Genomic DNA, 13153 nt, shown 5'->3' with positions numbered 1-13153 from the left:
TCAGGCGCGCTGGGCGAACGCGGACTCGTACAGGCACACGGACGCTGCCGTGGCGAGGTTCATCGACTCCGCCTGCCCGTAGATCGGCACGACGACAGCGCGGTCCGCGAGGGCGAGGTGCTCATCCTGGAGGCCCCGGGCCTCGTTGCCGAAGAGCCATGCGGTGGGCGCCGCGAGACCGCCGGACGTGCGCTCGGCGAGGAGGTCGTCGCCCTTCACGTCCGCCGCGAGCACCTGCAGGCCCGCCGCCCTCACGCGCTCGAGCACCGCGTCCAGCTCCGGCATGATCGCCACGGGCAGGTGGAAGAGGGAACCGGTCGTCGCGCGGACGACCTTCGGGTTGTAGAGGTCGACCGAGCGGCCGGTGAGGATCACGGCGTCGGCGCCGGCCGCGTCGGCGGCCCGGATGATGGTGCCCGCGTTGCCGGGGTCGCGCACCTCCTCGAGGATCGCGATGAGCCGCGGCTCGTCGCCCAGGATCTGCTTGAGCGAGGTCGGGAACTGCCGGCAGACGCCGACGACGCCCTGAGGGGTGACCGTGTCGGCCATGGAGGCGATGACGTCCTCCGTCACGAACTCCACCTCGATGCCCGACTCGCGCACGGCGCGGGCGAGGTCGGGGTACCGGTCCAGGGCCGTGGGCGTCGCGAAGAGCTCGAGCACCAGGTCGGGACGGAACGCCAGGGCCTCGGACACGGCCTGCGGCCCCTCGAGCAGGAAGAGCCCGGTGTCGGCGCGGGCGTCCCGCTTCGCGAGCTTGGCGACGCCGCGGACGCGCGGGGAACGGGGGTTGTCGAGCATGGGCCCAAGACTAATGGCGCGCCCCCGGCAGGGGACGCGCCATCAGCGGTTCGGTGCGGTGCGTGCTACGCGTTCGCGGCGACCTTGGGGGCCGAGGTGTTCGCGGGCAGCGCGGCCTTGGCCGTCTGGACGAGCGAGGCGAAGGTCGCGGGCTCGTGGACGGCGAGGTCCGCGAGGATGCGACGGTCGACCTGGACGCCGGCGAGGGCGAGGCCCTGGATGAGGCGGTTGTACGTGAGGCCGTTCGCGCGCGCGGCGGCGTTGATGCGCTGGATCCAGAGGCGGCGGAACTCGCCCTTCTTGGCGCGGCGGTCGCGGTACGCGTAGACGAGGGAGTGGGTGACCTGCTCCTTGGCCTTGCGGTACAGGCGCGAACGCTGCCCGCGGTAGCCGGCGGCGCGCTCGAGGATGACCCGACGCTTCTTGTGGGCGTTGACGGCCCTCTTGACTCTTGCCATTTCAGTGATTCCTATTCGAGTTCAGGTGTCGCGGACGACGAGGGGCCTAGCGGCCGAGGAGCTTCTTGGCGACCTTCATGTCGGCCTTGGCCAGGGGCTGGTCCTGGTTGAGTCGCGCCTTGCGCTTGGAGGACTTGACCTCGAGGTTGTGCCGCATGCCGGCCTGCTGCTTCATGATCTTGCCGCTGCCGGTGACCTTGAAACGCTTCTTGGCACCCGAGTGGGTCTTCTGCTTAGGCATTGTTCTCTTCTCTCGCTTCTCGTGCGCTCGCCTTGGTGGCGTCGCGCTTCGCGTTGGCCTCGGCCTTGGCCTCGGACTTGTTCTTGTGCGGTCCGATGACCATGACCATGTTGCGGCCGTCGATCGTGGGGGTGGACTCGACGCTGCCGAACTCGGCGACGTCCTCCGCGAACATCTTGAGCAGGCGCACGCCCTGGTCGGGACGCGACTGCTCGCGCCCGCGGAACAGGATCATGGCCTTGACCTTGTCGCCGTCCTGCAGGAAGCCCTCGGCGCGCTTGCGCTTGGTCTCGTAGTCGTGCTTGTCGATCTTCAGGCGGAAGCGCACCTCCTTGAGGATGGTGTTCGCCTGGTTGCGGCGAGCTTCCTTGGCCTTCTGCGCGGCCTCGTACTTGAACTTGCCGTAGTCCATGATCTTCGCCACGGGGGGCTTGGAATTGGGCGCGACCTCGACGAGGTCGAGGTCGGCTTCCTGCGCGAGCCGGAGTGCGACGTCGATGGATACGACGCCGACCTGCTCGCCTGCTGGGCCAACGAGGCGAACCTCGGGAACTCGGATTCGATCGTTGGTACGGGGATCGCTGATGGACTGCTCCTATTCGTGTCTTCGGGTGGCCCGGCGGCTCTCGGAGCCGCTCGGATTCGAGACGAGGAGGGTTCTTCACCAGGGTGCGACGGTTCCGTCGTACTCGGCAACACGCCCATGCCCGCGATGCGGGGCTCCCGTCGTGCGCCGCTCCTCGGGAGGAACGGCATCGGACGGGGGAGCGAAATCGACCCGGTAACCTATGGAGGCGGTCAAGCGCGGGTGGGAGATCAATCCTCTTTCGAACCGGGACTGTGACAACCCCGGAGCCGTCGACGAGCATAGCAGACGCCGACCCCGCCCCGGAAGGGCGGGCGTCGACCGGGCCCGCCGCCTCCGCCGCCATCCGGCACCGCCACCGAGCCCGAGGACTGACATGACCGACTCGCCCCGCCCCGACGCCGCTCCCGCCGACCCCGCGTCCGCCGGACCCGCCGACGCCCACGTGCACCGCTTCGAGGAGCCCGCCGACCCGTCCGCTACGGGCACCGGCGCCGCTGCCGGCGTCGCCGACGACGACACGGCCGGATTCGTCGCCGACCAGTACGCGCGCGACATCGCCGAGGTCTCGGCCGTCGAGGTCATCACCACCACGGCCGTCCACCTCATGAGCGCGGCCGCCGTCAAGTGCGGGCTCGCCGACGACCCCGCGACGCAGACCGACCTCGCCGAGGCGCGGAAGCTCATCATCTCGCTCGCCGGGCTCGTCACCGCCGCCTCCCCCGAGCTCGGCGACCAGCACGCCCGCAGCCTCCGCGACGGCCTGCGCTCCCTGCAGCTCGCCTTCCGCGAGGCCTCCCCCTACCCGGACGAGATCGGCAAGGGCCCGGGCGAGAAGTACACCGGCCCCGTCTCGTAGCGGGACGGCGTCGCACGGCGCCCGACCAGGATCCGCCCGCGGTCGGGCCTCGCCGGCAGGGGCCTCAGGACGCCGACGTGATCCGCAGCGCCATGCTGTCCACCCGCTGCGCGATCACGTCGCTGCGCGACCACGCGTCCTGCAGCCGTGCGAGCAGCCCGTCGAGCGCGGCGCGGTCGAGTCCGTCGACGAGCGCGAGCTCGATCACCAGCTCCGGCCCCTCCAGGCGCGCGCGCGGATCCCCCGTCGCGGTGCGGAGCGACACGACCGCCGGCTCCTCGTCGACGCCGGCCCGCAGCGCGGCGGCGACCTCGGGGTCCTCCGGGCTCGGGATCCAGGGCAGCGATCGCGCGACCGCCCAGACGGCGGGTCGGCGCAGCACGAACTCGGTGTCGGACATGGGGTCGAGCACGACGAGGTCGGTCTCCTCGCTGGCGGCGGCCAACGCCACGCGGACCGCGTCGGCGGGGACGGGCCGCGCCGCCGGATTCCAGCGGCCCATGGCCGTGACCGAGGTGAACACCGGCATCACGGTGCGGCCGTCCGGGCCCTGGACCGTGATGATGGACAGCTCGGCGCTCTTGTCGACGGTCAGCCCGTGCTCGCCGACGCCCTCCTCGCCCAGGCGGGCGACGAGCGGGATCAGCAGACGCGAGTCCCGCAGCGCGTCCACGACGACCTCCGGGCCCGCCTCACCGCGACCGTGCCGGGCGAGCGCCTCGGCCAGGGCAGGCGGCGCGGAGCCGTCGTCGCCGGGGAAGGCGGTCGGCTCGAACGATCGACCCGCCCACGGCGTCCCGGCCGAGTCCGCGGACGGGGAGGAGCCGGCCATCATTCCCCGGCGACGTCGAGCGCCTCGCCCAGCGTGAAGGCGCCGGCGTAGAGGGCCTTGCCGACGATGGCGCCCTCGAGGCCGAGCGGCACGAGCTCGCGGAGCGCCTGGATGTCGTCGAGGCTCGACACGCCGCCCGACGCCACGACGGGTCGGCTGGTGCGCTCGAGCACGTCGCGGAGGAGCTGCAGGTTCGGACCCTGGAGCGTGCCGTCCTTCGTCACGTCCGTCACGACGTAGCGCGCGCACCCGGCGTCCTCGAGGCGCTCGAGCACCTCCCAGATGTCGCCGCCGTCCTGCGTCCACCCGCGGGCGGACAGCGTGCGTCCGCGGACGTCGAGACCGACCGCCACCGCCTCGCCGTGCTGCGCGATGACGCTGGCGGCCCACTCGGGGTTCTCGAGCGCTGCCGTGCCGAGGTTGATGCGCGTCGCGCCGCTCTCGAGCGCCACGTCGAGCGACCGGTCGTCGCGGATGCCGCCGGAGAGCTCGATCTGGACGCCGTCGATGGCGCGGATCACGCGGGCGATGACGGACAGGTTGTCGCCCCGGCCGAAGGCGGCGTCGAGGTCGACGAGGTGCAGCCACTCGGCACCCTGCTCGGCCCAGTCGCGGGCGGCGTCCACGGGATCCCCGTAGCCGGTCTCCGTGCCGGCCGCTCCCTGGGTGAGGCGCACGGCCTGTCCCCCCGCGACGTCGACGGCGGGCAGCAGGGTCAGGCGGGGCGTGGTGGTGAACTCGCTCATGGGGACCTTCCGAGGATCGGGCGTGCGGGCGTGCGGGCCGTCGGCGACGGCGGGAGAGGACGTCAGGCGGCGCGGAGGGTGCCGAGCCAGTTCGCGAGCAGCCGGATCCCGGCGTCGCCCGACTTCTCGGGGTGGAACTGCGTGGCGGTGAGCGGGCCGTTCTCCACGGCGGCGACGAACCGCTCGCCGTGGGTCGCCCAGGTCACCCGGGGCGCGGGGAGCGGGGGGAGCGGATCGATGCCCCACGCCCTGGCTGCGTACGAGTGGACGAAGTAGAACCGCTCCTCCTCGAGGCCGGCGAACAGCGCGGAGCCCTCGGGGACGTCCACGGTGTTCCAGCCCATGTGCGGGAGGACGTCCGACTCGATGCGGTCTACCGTGCCCGGCCACTCCCCCAGGCCCGCGACGTCCACGTCGCGCTCGACACCCCGGTCGAACATGACCTGCATGCCGACGCAGATGCCGAGCACCGGGCGCCCGCCGGCCAGACGGCGGTCGACGATGCGGTCGCCCCCGGCCGCGCGGAGAGCGCTCATGACGGCGGAGAACGCGCCGACGCCGGGGACGAGGAGGCCGTCGGCCTCGTGCGCGCGCCTCGTGTCGCCCGTCAGCTCGACGTCGGCGCCCGCCAGCTCCAGCGCCTTGACGGCGGAGTGCACGTTGCCGCTGCCGTAGTCGAGGACCACGACGGAGGGGCGCGTCACAGGGCGCCCTTCGTGGAGGGGATCCCGGACACGCGCGGGTCGAGCTCCTTGGCCTGACGGAACGCGCGGGCGAACGACTTGAACTCCGCCTCGGCGATGTGGTGCGGGTCGCGACCGCCCAGGACGGTCACGTGGACGGTGAGGCCCGCGTGGAAGGTGATGGCCTCGAACACGTGGCGGACCATGGACCCGGTGAAGTGCCCGCCGATGAGGTGCATCTCGAAGCCCGCGGGCTCGCCGGAGTGCACGAGGAACGGCCGGCCGGAGATGTCGACGACGGACTGGACGAGCGCCTCGTCGAGCGGGACGAGCGCATCGCCGAAGCGCGCGATGCCGGACTTGTCGCCGAGCGCCTCGCGGATGGCCTGGCCGAGGACGATGCCGACGTCCTCCACGGTGTGGTGCACGTCGATGTGGGTGTCGCCCGTGGCGGTGACCTTCAGGTCGGTCAGCGAGTGCTTCGCGAAGGCGGTGAGCATGTGGTCGTAGAACGGGACCGAGGTGCTGATCTCGGAGGCGCCGGTGCCGTCGAGGTCGAGCCGGAGATCGATGCGGGACTCGCTGGTCTGCCGCGTGACGTGCGCGGTGCGCGCGGGGGTGCTCATGATGACCATGCTACCGACCGGTCCCGACGGGCCCGCCCCGGTGCCGGCCGCCACCAGGAGCCGAGGCGGACCCGCGCCCTCCCGCCGCCGAGGAGGGACGCAGGATCAGTGCGCGTACTCGGCGGGGACGGCGAGCTGCTGGCCGGCCGCGACGTCCGACGTGGGCAGGCGGTTGAGGTCGACGACCGAGGCGATGACGTCGCGCGGGTCCGCGGACGGCGCGATCTCCTCCGCGAGGTCCCACAGGGACTGGCCGCTCGAGACCGTCACGTACTCGAACGTGGTGCCCGAGGCGTCCTTGGCTGCGACCGCCGCGCCGCCGTTGAGGGCGACGAGCCCGGCGCCGAGCGCGAGCGGGGCCGCGACCAGGGCGGTGAGGACGATGCGGCCGCGCCGCGTGATACGCAGGCGCGTGCGGGGCGCGACGGCGGCCTCCGGGGCGGATGCGTCGAGGACGGCGGCCGTGGTGGCATCGGCTGTGGTGACGGTGCGGAGTGCTGCTGCGGTGTTCATGGTGACCTCTCGTGCGAGACGGTGGGGCGTCGAGGCGACGCGCCCTGCGGTGCAGTGCGGTACGGCATGCGATGCGGGTCGGGCAGCCCGCACCCGGCTCTCGGCCGGGAGAGCCGGGTGCGAAGCTGTGTTCCGAACATACATTCGAATCACGGCCTCCGCAAGCCCTCATCGGCCTCGGACGGGCTCCGGACGCGCGACACGCTCGAACAGGTGTTTGCCCGGGGTGCCTCGGCTGGATACAGTTTCGAGTGCCTGGAGTCCATTCGACCGGGTACCACCGACATCGCCCCCGTGAGGGCGTCCGCCCGCCGGGCCGACGAGCCGCGGAGGCGTCGGCGACGAGAGGCGGACCGTGCCATGGCGGACGAGCGAGCAGCGGGCGGTGGCGCCACGAGGCGCCGCAAGAGCCTCAGCGAGAAGCAGATCTCGATCCTGGAGTTCATCCAGCGCACCATCGCCGGACAGGGGTACCCGCCGAGCATGCGGGAGATCGGCGACGCCGTCGGCCTCGCCTCGCTCTCGAGCGTCACGCACCAGCTGAACCAGCTCGAGCTCTCCGGCTACCTGCGGCGCGACCCGAACCGCCCGCGCGCGCTCGAGGTCCTCATCGACCTGCCCGGCACCGGCGCGGCGGAGGGCGGCGAGCCGGCGACGCCCGTCGGCGACGCCGCGATGGTGCCCATGGTCGGCCGGATCGCGGCCGGCATCCCCATCACCGCGGAGCAGATGGTGGAGGAGGTCTTCCCCCTCCCCCGGCAGCTCGTCGGCAAGGGCGACCTCTTCATGCTGCGGGTGGTCGGCGACTCCATGATCGACGCCGCCATCTGCGACGGCGACTGGGTGGTCGTGCGCCAGCAGAAGACGGCCGAGAACGGCGACATCGTCGCCGCCATGCTCGACGACGAGGCGACCGTCAAGGTCTTCCGCCAGCGCGACGGCCACACCTGGCTGCTGCCACGCAACAGCGCGTTCGAGCCGATCCTCGGGGACTTCGCCGAGGTCGTCGGCAAGGTCGTGGCGGTCATGCGCTCCGTCTGATCCGGCGCCGCATCGCGCACGAGAGCGGCCGTCCCCCGAGGGGGACGGCCGCTCTCGTGCGTCGCGGCGGCGCCGGTCAGCTCGCGGGCACCACCGCGTAGGCCTGGACCTGCGCCTCCTGCTCGGCCGTGACCAGCGCGCGCACGCGCGTGCCCTCCTCGACGTACGAGGTCTCGAGCACCTTCGCGCCGTCGTGCAGCATCGCGACGATCTCGCCGTGCTCGAAGGGCACCAGCAGGTCGACCTCGATGGTGGGCTGCGGGAGCAGCTCGGCGATGCGCCGACGCAGCTCGTCGACGCCCTCGCCCGTCCGGGCGGAGACGAAGACGCCCTGCGGCGCGAGGCCGCGGAGGACGACGCGGTCGTCGTCCGACGCGAGGTCGCTCTTGTTGAAGACGACGATCTCCGGGATCGACGACGCGTCGACCTCGGCGATGACCTCGTGGACGGTGGCGAGCTGCGCCGCCGGGTCCGGGTGCGAGGCGTCGACCACGTGGACCAGGACGTCGGCGTCGGCGAGCTCCTCCAGCGTCGAGCGGAACGCCTCCACCAGCTGGTGGGGCAGGTTCCGCACGAAGCCGACGGTGTCGGCGAGCGTGTACAGCTGCCCCTGGTCCGTCTCCGTCTTCCGCACGGTCGCGTCGAGCGTCGCGAACAGCGCGTTCTCGACGAGCACGCCGGCCTTCGTCACCCGGTTGAGGAGCGACGACTTCCCGGCGTTCGTGTACCCGACGATGGCGACCGAGGGCACGGAGTGCCGATCGCGGTTGGCGCGCTTGGTGTCGCGCGCCGGCTTCATCGCCTGGATCTGCTTGCGGAGCCGCGCCATGCGCGTGTTGATGCGACGGCGGTCGAGCTCGATCTTCGTCTCGCCGGGACCACGGGATCCCATGCCCGCCCCCGCGCCGCCCACCTGGCCGCCGGCCTGCCGCGACATCGAGTCGCCCCAGCCGCGGAGGCGCGGCAGCAGGTACTGCAGCTGCGCGAGCTCGACCTGGGCCTTGCCCTCGCGGCTCTTGGCGTGCTGGCTGAAGATGTCGAGGATGACGGCCGTGCGGTCGATGACCTTGACCTTCACCACGTCCTCCAGCGCACGCCGCTGGCTGGGCGCCAGCTCCGTGTCGGCGATGACGGTGTCCGCGCCGACGGCGGCGACGAGCGCGCGCAGCTCCTCCGCCTTGCCGCGGCCGAAGTAGGTGCTCGGGTCCGGCGTGGGACGGCGCTGCAGGAGCCCGTCGAGCACCACGGCGCCCGCCGTCTCGGCGAGGGCCGCGAGCTCCCGCATGCTGTTCTCGGCGTCGTCGACCGAGCCCTGGGAGTAGACGCCGATGAGCACGACGTTCTCCAGGCGCAGCTGCCGGTACTCGACCTCGGTGACGTCCTCGAGCTCGGTCGAGAGGCCGGCGACGCGGCGGAGCGCCTGCCGGTCGGCCCGCTCGCTCTGGTCGCCGTCGGATCCCTGCTCGGTGTCAGGGCTCGCGGACAGCGCCTGCGCGCCGGATCCGCGGAAGAGGGCGTAGCCGGCGGACCGCTCCTCCGCCCGGGCGAGGACGCGCGCGACGACGTCGTCCCCGATGCTGGTCTCGGTGGACGTCGTCGTCGTGTCCGCGGACTCGTGGTCGTGCTCGTCGTGCGTGATCATGTGCTCCCATCGTAGCCTCGGCGTCCGGTATCGTCCCGTGCATGGCCGACGCGCATTACTTCTCCTCGTCGCCGGCCGGGCCCCTGCGCACCCGCACGATCACGGTCGAGCTGGGCGGACGGACGGTCGACGTCGAGACCGCGGGCGGGGTGTTCAGTCCCGAGCACGTCGACCAGGGGACCCTCGTGCTGCTCCGGAACGTCCCGGCCCCTCCGGCGGAGGGGCACGTGCTGGACGTGGGATGCGGCTGGGGTCCCGTCGCGCTCGATCTCGCGATGCGGTCGCCGGCGGCCACCGTGTGGGCGGTCGACGTGAACGAGCGGGCCCTCGAGCTGACGCGGGCGAACGCCCGGTCCCTCGGTCTCGAGAACGTCAACGCCGTGCTGCCCGAGGATGTTCCCGCCGGGCTGTCGTTCGCCACCGTGTGGTCGAACCCCCCGATCCGCGTCGGCAAGGACGCGCTGCACGGCATCCTGCTCGACTGGCTCCCGCGGCTCGCGGCCGACGCCGACGCGTGGCTCGTCGTGCAGCGGAACCTCGGGTCCGACTCGCTGCAGCGCTGGCTCGTCGCGACCCTGCCGGACGGGCTCGAGACGACGCGCGCCGCGTCCGACAAGGGCTTCCGCGTGCTGCGGGTGCACCACGCCGCGGGCAGCAGCGGCGCCTAGCCGCATCGCTCCGCTCAGCGCGCCCGCCGCGGGCGCGATCCGGATCGCGCCCGCCCGAGGCGGGAGGCCGGATCAGGCCAGCGCCACGACCCCGTCGAACACGAGCTCCGCGGGACCCGAGAGCCCGACGTGCTCGCCGTCCTCCGTCGGGAACATCCGCACCCCGAGCACGCCCCCGGGCACCTGCACCCGCCACTGGTGCGGGGCCGCGGCACCCGCCCAGTGCCGGGTCGCGAGGGCGGCCGCCGCCGCGCCCGTGCCGCAGCTCAGCGTCTCGCCGCTGCCGCGCTCGTGCACGCGCATGGTGATGTGGCCGACGCCGTCCACCACGAGCGGGTCGGCGGGCACCACGAGCTCGACGTTCGCGCCGTCGGCGGGCTCGGGATCCAGCTGGGGGACGAACGCGAGGTCCGCCTCGGCCAGCTCGTCCTCGCTCGACAGCGCGACGACCACGTGCGGGTTGCCCACGTCGATGCCGAGGCCCGGCCGGGCGACCTGGAGGTCCTTCGCGCGCACGAGCGGCTCGCCGCCCGCGAGGGCCCAGCGGCCGAGGTCCACCTGGAAGCCGGAACCGCTGCGCTGCACGTCGCGGACGCCCGCGCGGGTGCCGATGGCGACGGTGCGTCCCGGCGGCAGCTCGATGAGCCCGTTCTCGATGAGGAAGAGCGTGAACACGCGGATGCCGTTGCCGCACATCTCGGCCGGGCTGCCGTCGACGTTGCGGTAGTCCATGAACCACTCGGCGTCCGGGTCCTCGTCGAGGGCGGCGCGGCCCTCGGGGATGCGGCGGGAGAGGACGGCGCGGATGGTCCCGTCGGCGCCGATGCCGAAGTGGCGGTCGCAGAGCGCCTGCACCTGGGTGTCGGTCAGGTCGATCTCGCCCGCGGGATCGGCGAACAGCACGAAGTCGTTGCCCGTGCCCTGGCCCTTGGTGAACTGCAGGTCTGCCATCCCGCCAGCCTACGGGCGCGCCGCCGGGAGGGCGCCGAGGGCGTGCGCGAGGAGGTCGGGGTCGCGCGCGTCGAGGCGCACCGCGTCGGCGTAGCGGCCGAACCACGACACCTGGCGGCGCGCGTACCGGCGGGTGAGCGCGCGCGTCTCCTCCACCGCCTCCGCCTCGCTCAGCTCGCCCGCGAGCTGCCGCGCCGCCTGCGCGTAGCCGATGGCTCGGGATGCCGTCACTCCGTCCGCGAGCCCCGCGGGCAGGAGGCGCGCGACCTCGTCGACGAGGCCCTCCGCCCACATCCCCGCCACACGCGCGTCGAGGCGCGGCACGAGCTCCTCCCGCGGCAGCGTCAGCGTGAGGATCCGGGCGGGACGCCACGCGCTCGGCTCGGCGGACGCGCGCTCCGGCTGCGGTCCCGTCATCTCGACGACCTCGAGGGCGCGCACGAGCCGTCGTCCGTTGTGGGCGCCGATGCGCTGGGCGGCGGCGGGATCCAGCTGCCGGAGCCGACGGTGCAGCATGCCGGGCCCCGTCTCGGCGAGCTCCCGCTCGAGCCGCTCGCGGATCTCGGGATCGGTGCCGGGGAACGCGTAGTCGAAGAGCACGGACGACGCGTACAGACCGGACCCGCCGACGAGGATCGGGACCGCTCCGCGGGCGAGGATGTCCGTGACCACCGCCCGGGCGTCCTCCTGGTAGGCCGCGACGGTGGCCTCCGCCGTCACGTCGAGGACGTCGAGGAGGTGGTGCGGCACCCCGCGCCGTCCGGCCTCGGGCAGCTTCGCGGTGCCGATGTCCATGCCGCGGTAGAGCTGCATGGCGTCGGCGTTGACGATCTCCGCGCTCCGGCCGTCCGACCGGAGCCGCTCCGCGATGTCCAGCGACAGGGCCGACTTGCCCGTCCCCGTGGCACCGACGACCGCGACGAGCCCGGTCACGCGTGCGGGTGGCGGGGCAGGGCCGTCGGGGCGCCGTCGCCGACGCGCAGCGACGGGAGGCCCAGGGAGACGCGCGGCGCTCCCCCGGCCGACGCGCCGACCGTGGGGGTCGGCACGCCGCAGGAGTCGGCCTGGGCGCGCTCGTACGCATCGCCGGCGCGGGTGCGGCGGATGCGCAGCGGAGCCTGGTCTACCGAGTCGGCGATCAGGTGGAACGGCGCCGCGCGGGTGATCTCCACCTGCACCGCGTCGCCGGGGCGGGGCTCGCCGCTGCCCGCGGGCACGTCGAGGTGCACGAGGCGCCCGTCCTGGGCCCGGCCGGTGACGCGTCGCGTGTCGCCGTCCTTCCGGCCCTCGTGGGCGCTGACGAGCACCTCGACGGTGCGGCCGACCACGCGCTGGTTCTCCTCGTGGCTGATGCGCTCCTGCAGGGCCGTGAGGCGCCCGTAGCGCTCGGCCACCACGTCCGCCGGGACCTGCTCGTCCATGGTCGCCGCAGGGGTGCCCGGGCGGATGGAGTACTGGAACGTGAACGCGGACGAGAACCGCGCCGCCTCGACCACGCGGAGGGTCTCCCGGAAGTCGTCCTCGGTCTCGCCCGGGAAGCCCACGATGATGTCGGTGGTGATCGCGGCGTCCGGGATGCGGGTGCGCACGCGGTCGAGGATCCCGAGGAAGCGCTCGGACCGGTAGGACCGCCGCATGGCCTTCAGGACCCGATCGGATCCGGACTGCAGCGGCATGTGCAGCTGCGGCATGACGGCGGGCGTCTCCGCCATCGCGTCGATGACGTCGTCGGTGAACGCGGCGGGATGCGGGCTGGTGAAGCGGATGCGCTCGAGGCCGTCGATGGCGCCCGCGGCGCGCAGCAGCTTGCCGAACGCCCGGCGGTCGCCGAACTCGACGCCGTACGAGTTCACGTTCTGGCCGAGGAGCGTGACCTCGACGGCGCCGTCGTCGACCAGCGCCTGGATCTCGGCGAGGACGTCGCCCGGCCGGCGGTCCTTCTCCTTGCCGCGCAGGGCCGGCACGATGCAGAAGGTGCAGGTGTTGTTGCACCCGACGGAGATGGAGACCCAGCCGCTCGCGATCTCGTCGCGCTTCGTCGGCAGCGTCGACGGGAAGGTCTCGAGGCTCTCCAGGATCTCGAGCTGCGCCTCGCCGTTGTGGCGCGCGCGCTCGAGGAGCGCGGGGAGGGCGCCCATGTTGTGGGTGCCGAAGACGACGTCGACCCACGGCGCCTTCTCCAGCACGGTCGCGCGGTCCTTCTGCGCGAGGCAGCCGCCGACGGCGATCTGCATGCCCTCGTGCCGGCGCTTGACGCCTGCGAGATGGCCGAGGTTGCCGTAGAGCTTGTTGTCGGCGTTCTCGCGGACGGCGCAGGTGTTGATGACCACGATGTCCGCCTCCGCTCCCTCGGCGGAGACGTACCCGGCCGCCTCGAGCGAGCCCGTGAGCCGCTCGGAGTCGTGGACGTTCATCTGGCAGCCGTAGGTGCGGACCTCGTACGTGCGGGGCCGGTCTTCAGCGGGAGGGACGGCGACACGGACATGCTCGGCGACGGTGCTCATGA

At 73.0% G+C, this 13153-nt stretch carries 16 protein-coding genes; 3 read left to right on the top strand and 13 right to left on the bottom strand.

Annotated elements, in window-relative coordinates; genetic code table 11:
- From AC07VC_RS15000 to infC, 4 genes are all read right to left on the bottom strand, one after another.
- The gene (locus AC07VC_RS15000) at positions 1 to 801 is read right to left on the bottom strand and encodes a TrmH family RNA methyltransferase (RefSeq protein WP_317228821.1); all 801 of its coding nucleotides are present in this window, start codon (positions 799 to 801) and stop codon (positions 1 to 3) included.
- A gap of 65 nt (positions 802 to 866) precedes the next feature.
- Complete coding sequence (rplT, locus tag AC07VC_RS14995) at positions 867 to 1259, bottom strand: 50S ribosomal protein L20 (protein WP_317228822.1); 393 nt, start codon at positions 1257 to 1259, stop codon at positions 867 to 869.
- Positions 1260 to 1305: 46 nt separating this feature from the next.
- A complete protein-coding gene (gene rpmI / locus AC07VC_RS14990) occupies positions 1306 to 1500 on the bottom strand; it encodes a 50S ribosomal protein L35 (RefSeq protein ID WP_012298616.1) in 195 nt (64 codons plus the stop codon).
- Complete coding sequence (gene infC / locus AC07VC_RS14985) at positions 1493 to 2086, bottom strand: translation initiation factor IF-3 (RefSeq protein WP_015490649.1); 594 nt, start codon at positions 2084 to 2086, stop codon at positions 1493 to 1495. The genes rpmI and infC overlap by 8 nt, the downstream gene beginning before the upstream one ends.
- A 376-nt stretch (positions 2087 to 2462) precedes the next feature.
- Here infC and AC07VC_RS14980 point away from each other — a divergent pair, with 376 nt between their 5' ends.
- Positions 2463 to 2945 (top strand): DUF1844 domain-containing protein, encoded by a 483-nt coding sequence (locus AC07VC_RS14980; protein ID WP_317228823.1) that lies wholly within the window; start codon positions 2463 to 2465, stop codon positions 2943 to 2945.
- A 64-nt stretch (positions 2946 to 3009) separates the two neighbouring features.
- Here the strand turns inward: AC07VC_RS14980 and AC07VC_RS14975 are convergent, their stop codons facing one another.
- The 5 genes from AC07VC_RS14975 to AC07VC_RS14955 all read right to left on the bottom strand — a co-directional run bounded on the left by AC07VC_RS14975 (position 3010) and on the right by AC07VC_RS14955 (position 6345).
- Positions 3010 to 3777, bottom strand: a complete 768-nt coding sequence (locus AC07VC_RS14975; protein ID WP_494676137.1) for an SseB family protein — start codon at positions 3775 to 3777, stop codon at positions 3010 to 3012.
- Positions 3777 to 4523: a bifunctional 1-(5-phosphoribosyl)-5-((5-phosphoribosylamino)methylideneamino)imidazole-4-carboxamide isomerase/phosphoribosylanthranilate isomerase PriA gene (gene priA, locus AC07VC_RS14970; protein WP_094116171.1), complete on the bottom strand. Its 747-nt coding sequence runs from the start codon at positions 4521 to 4523 to the stop codon at positions 3777 to 3779. Before priA ends, AC07VC_RS14975 begins: the two co-directional genes overlap by 1 nt.
- A gap of 62 nt (positions 4524 to 4585) precedes the next feature.
- Positions 4586 to 5227, bottom strand: a complete 642-nt coding sequence (hisH, locus tag AC07VC_RS14965; protein WP_494676138.1) for an imidazole glycerol phosphate synthase subunit HisH — start codon at positions 5225 to 5227, stop codon at positions 4586 to 4588.
- Positions 5224 to 5832 carry an imidazoleglycerol-phosphate dehydratase HisB gene (gene hisB / locus AC07VC_RS14960; RefSeq protein ID WP_494676139.1) on the bottom strand — a complete coding sequence of 203 codons (609 nt, stop codon included), beginning with the start codon at positions 5830 to 5832 and terminating at the stop codon, positions 5224 to 5226. Before hisB ends, hisH begins: the two co-directional genes overlap by 4 nt.
- 105 nt (positions 5833 to 5937) lie before the next feature.
- Complete coding sequence (locus AC07VC_RS14955; protein WP_317228827.1) at positions 5938 to 6345, bottom strand: hypothetical protein; 408 nt, start codon at positions 6343 to 6345, stop codon at positions 5938 to 5940.
- 360 nt (positions 6346 to 6705) lie between these two features.
- On the opposite strand from AC07VC_RS14955, the gene lexA reads away from it, so the two are divergent.
- Positions 6706 to 7386 carry a transcriptional repressor LexA gene (gene lexA / locus AC07VC_RS14950; protein ID WP_317228828.1) on the top strand — a complete coding sequence of 227 codons (681 nt, stop codon included), beginning with the start codon at positions 6706 to 6708 and terminating at the stop codon, positions 7384 to 7386.
- 76 nt (positions 7387 to 7462) lie between these two features.
- Here the strand turns inward: lexA and hflX are convergent, their stop codons facing one another.
- A complete protein-coding gene (gene hflX, locus AC07VC_RS14945) occupies positions 7463 to 9028 on the bottom strand; it encodes a GTPase HflX (protein ID WP_094116174.1) in 1566 nt (521 codons plus the stop codon).
- 41 nt (positions 9029 to 9069) lie between these two features.
- On the opposite strand from hflX, the gene AC07VC_RS14940 reads away from it, so the two are divergent.
- Positions 9070 to 9696, top strand: a complete 627-nt coding sequence (locus AC07VC_RS14940) for a class I SAM-dependent methyltransferase (protein ID WP_494676140.1) — start codon at positions 9070 to 9072, stop codon at positions 9694 to 9696.
- Between the two features lie 72 nt (positions 9697 to 9768).
- On the opposite strand, the gene dapF is transcribed toward AC07VC_RS14940, so the two are convergent.
- Genes dapF through miaB form a run of 3 tightly spaced genes read right to left on the bottom strand, consistent with a single transcriptional unit; the run spans position 9769 to position 13151 of the window.
- Complete coding sequence (dapF, locus tag AC07VC_RS14935) at positions 9769 to 10647, bottom strand: diaminopimelate epimerase (RefSeq protein WP_494676141.1); 879 nt, start codon at positions 10645 to 10647, stop codon at positions 9769 to 9771.
- 9 nt (positions 10648 to 10656) lie between these two features.
- On the bottom strand, positions 10657 to 11580 hold the full coding sequence (miaA, locus tag AC07VC_RS14930; protein WP_494676142.1) for a tRNA (adenosine(37)-N6)-dimethylallyltransferase MiaA: 924 nt from the start codon (positions 11578 to 11580) through the stop codon (positions 10657 to 10659).
- Complete coding sequence (gene miaB, locus AC07VC_RS14925) at positions 11577 to 13151, bottom strand: tRNA (N6-isopentenyl adenosine(37)-C2)-methylthiotransferase MiaB (protein WP_494676143.1); 1575 nt, start codon at positions 13149 to 13151, stop codon at positions 11577 to 11579. The genes miaA and miaB overlap by 4 nt, the downstream gene beginning before the upstream one ends.
- Positions 13152 to 13153: the final 2 nt, after the last annotated feature.

Source organism: Clavibacter sp. GW821-FHT01D01, assembly GCF_059422605.1.
The sequence above is the reverse complement of the archived record's forward strand: the minus strand, read 5'-3'. Positions and strand labels throughout refer to the sequence as shown.

Excerpts from the sequence above, each read along its gene's own strand:
- lexA (WP_317228828.1), top strand. The coding sequence starts at position 6,706 with ATGGCGGACGAGCGAGCAGCGGGCGGTGGCGCCACGAGGCGCCGCAAG.
- AC07VC_RS14940 (WP_494676140.1), top strand. The coding sequence starts at position 9,070 with ATGGCCGACGCGCATTACTTCTCCTCGTCGCCGGCCGGGCCCCTGCGC.
- AC07VC_RS14955 (WP_317228827.1), bottom strand. The coding sequence starts at position 6,345 with ATGAACACCGCAGCAGCACTCCGCACCGTCACCACAGCCGATGCCACC.
- AC07VC_RS14975 (WP_494676137.1), bottom strand. The coding sequence starts at position 3,777 with ATGGCCGGCTCCTCCCCGTCCGCGGACTCGGCCGGGACGCCGTGGGCG.
- hflX (WP_094116174.1), bottom strand. The coding sequence starts at position 9,028 with ATGATCACGCACGACGAGCACGACCACGAGTCCGCGGACACGACGACG.
- AC07VC_RS15000 (WP_317228821.1), bottom strand. The coding sequence starts at position 801 with ATGCTCGACAACCCCCGTTCCCCGCGCGTCCGCGGCGTCGCCAAGCTC.
- rplT (WP_317228822.1), bottom strand. The coding sequence starts at position 1,259 with ATGGCAAGAGTCAAGAGGGCCGTCAACGCCCACAAGAAGCGTCGGGTC.
- priA (WP_094116171.1), bottom strand. The coding sequence starts at position 4,523 with ATGAGCGAGTTCACCACCACGCCCCGCCTGACCCTGCTGCCCGCCGTC.
- AC07VC_RS14980 (WP_317228823.1), top strand. The coding sequence starts at position 2,463 with ATGACCGACTCGCCCCGCCCCGACGCCGCTCCCGCCGACCCCGCGTCC.
- hisB (WP_494676139.1), bottom strand. The coding sequence starts at position 5,832 with ATGAGCACCCCCGCGCGCACCGCGCACGTCACGCGGCAGACCAGCGAG.
- dapF (WP_494676141.1), bottom strand. The coding sequence starts at position 10,647 with ATGGCAGACCTGCAGTTCACCAAGGGCCAGGGCACGGGCAACGACTTC.
- rpmI (WP_012298616.1), bottom strand. The coding sequence starts at position 1,500 with ATGCCTAAGCAGAAGACCCACTCGGGTGCCAAGAAGCGTTTCAAGGTC.
- miaB (WP_494676143.1), bottom strand. The coding sequence starts at position 13,151 with ATGAGCACCGTCGCCGAGCATGTCCGTGTCGCCGTCCCTCCCGCTGAA.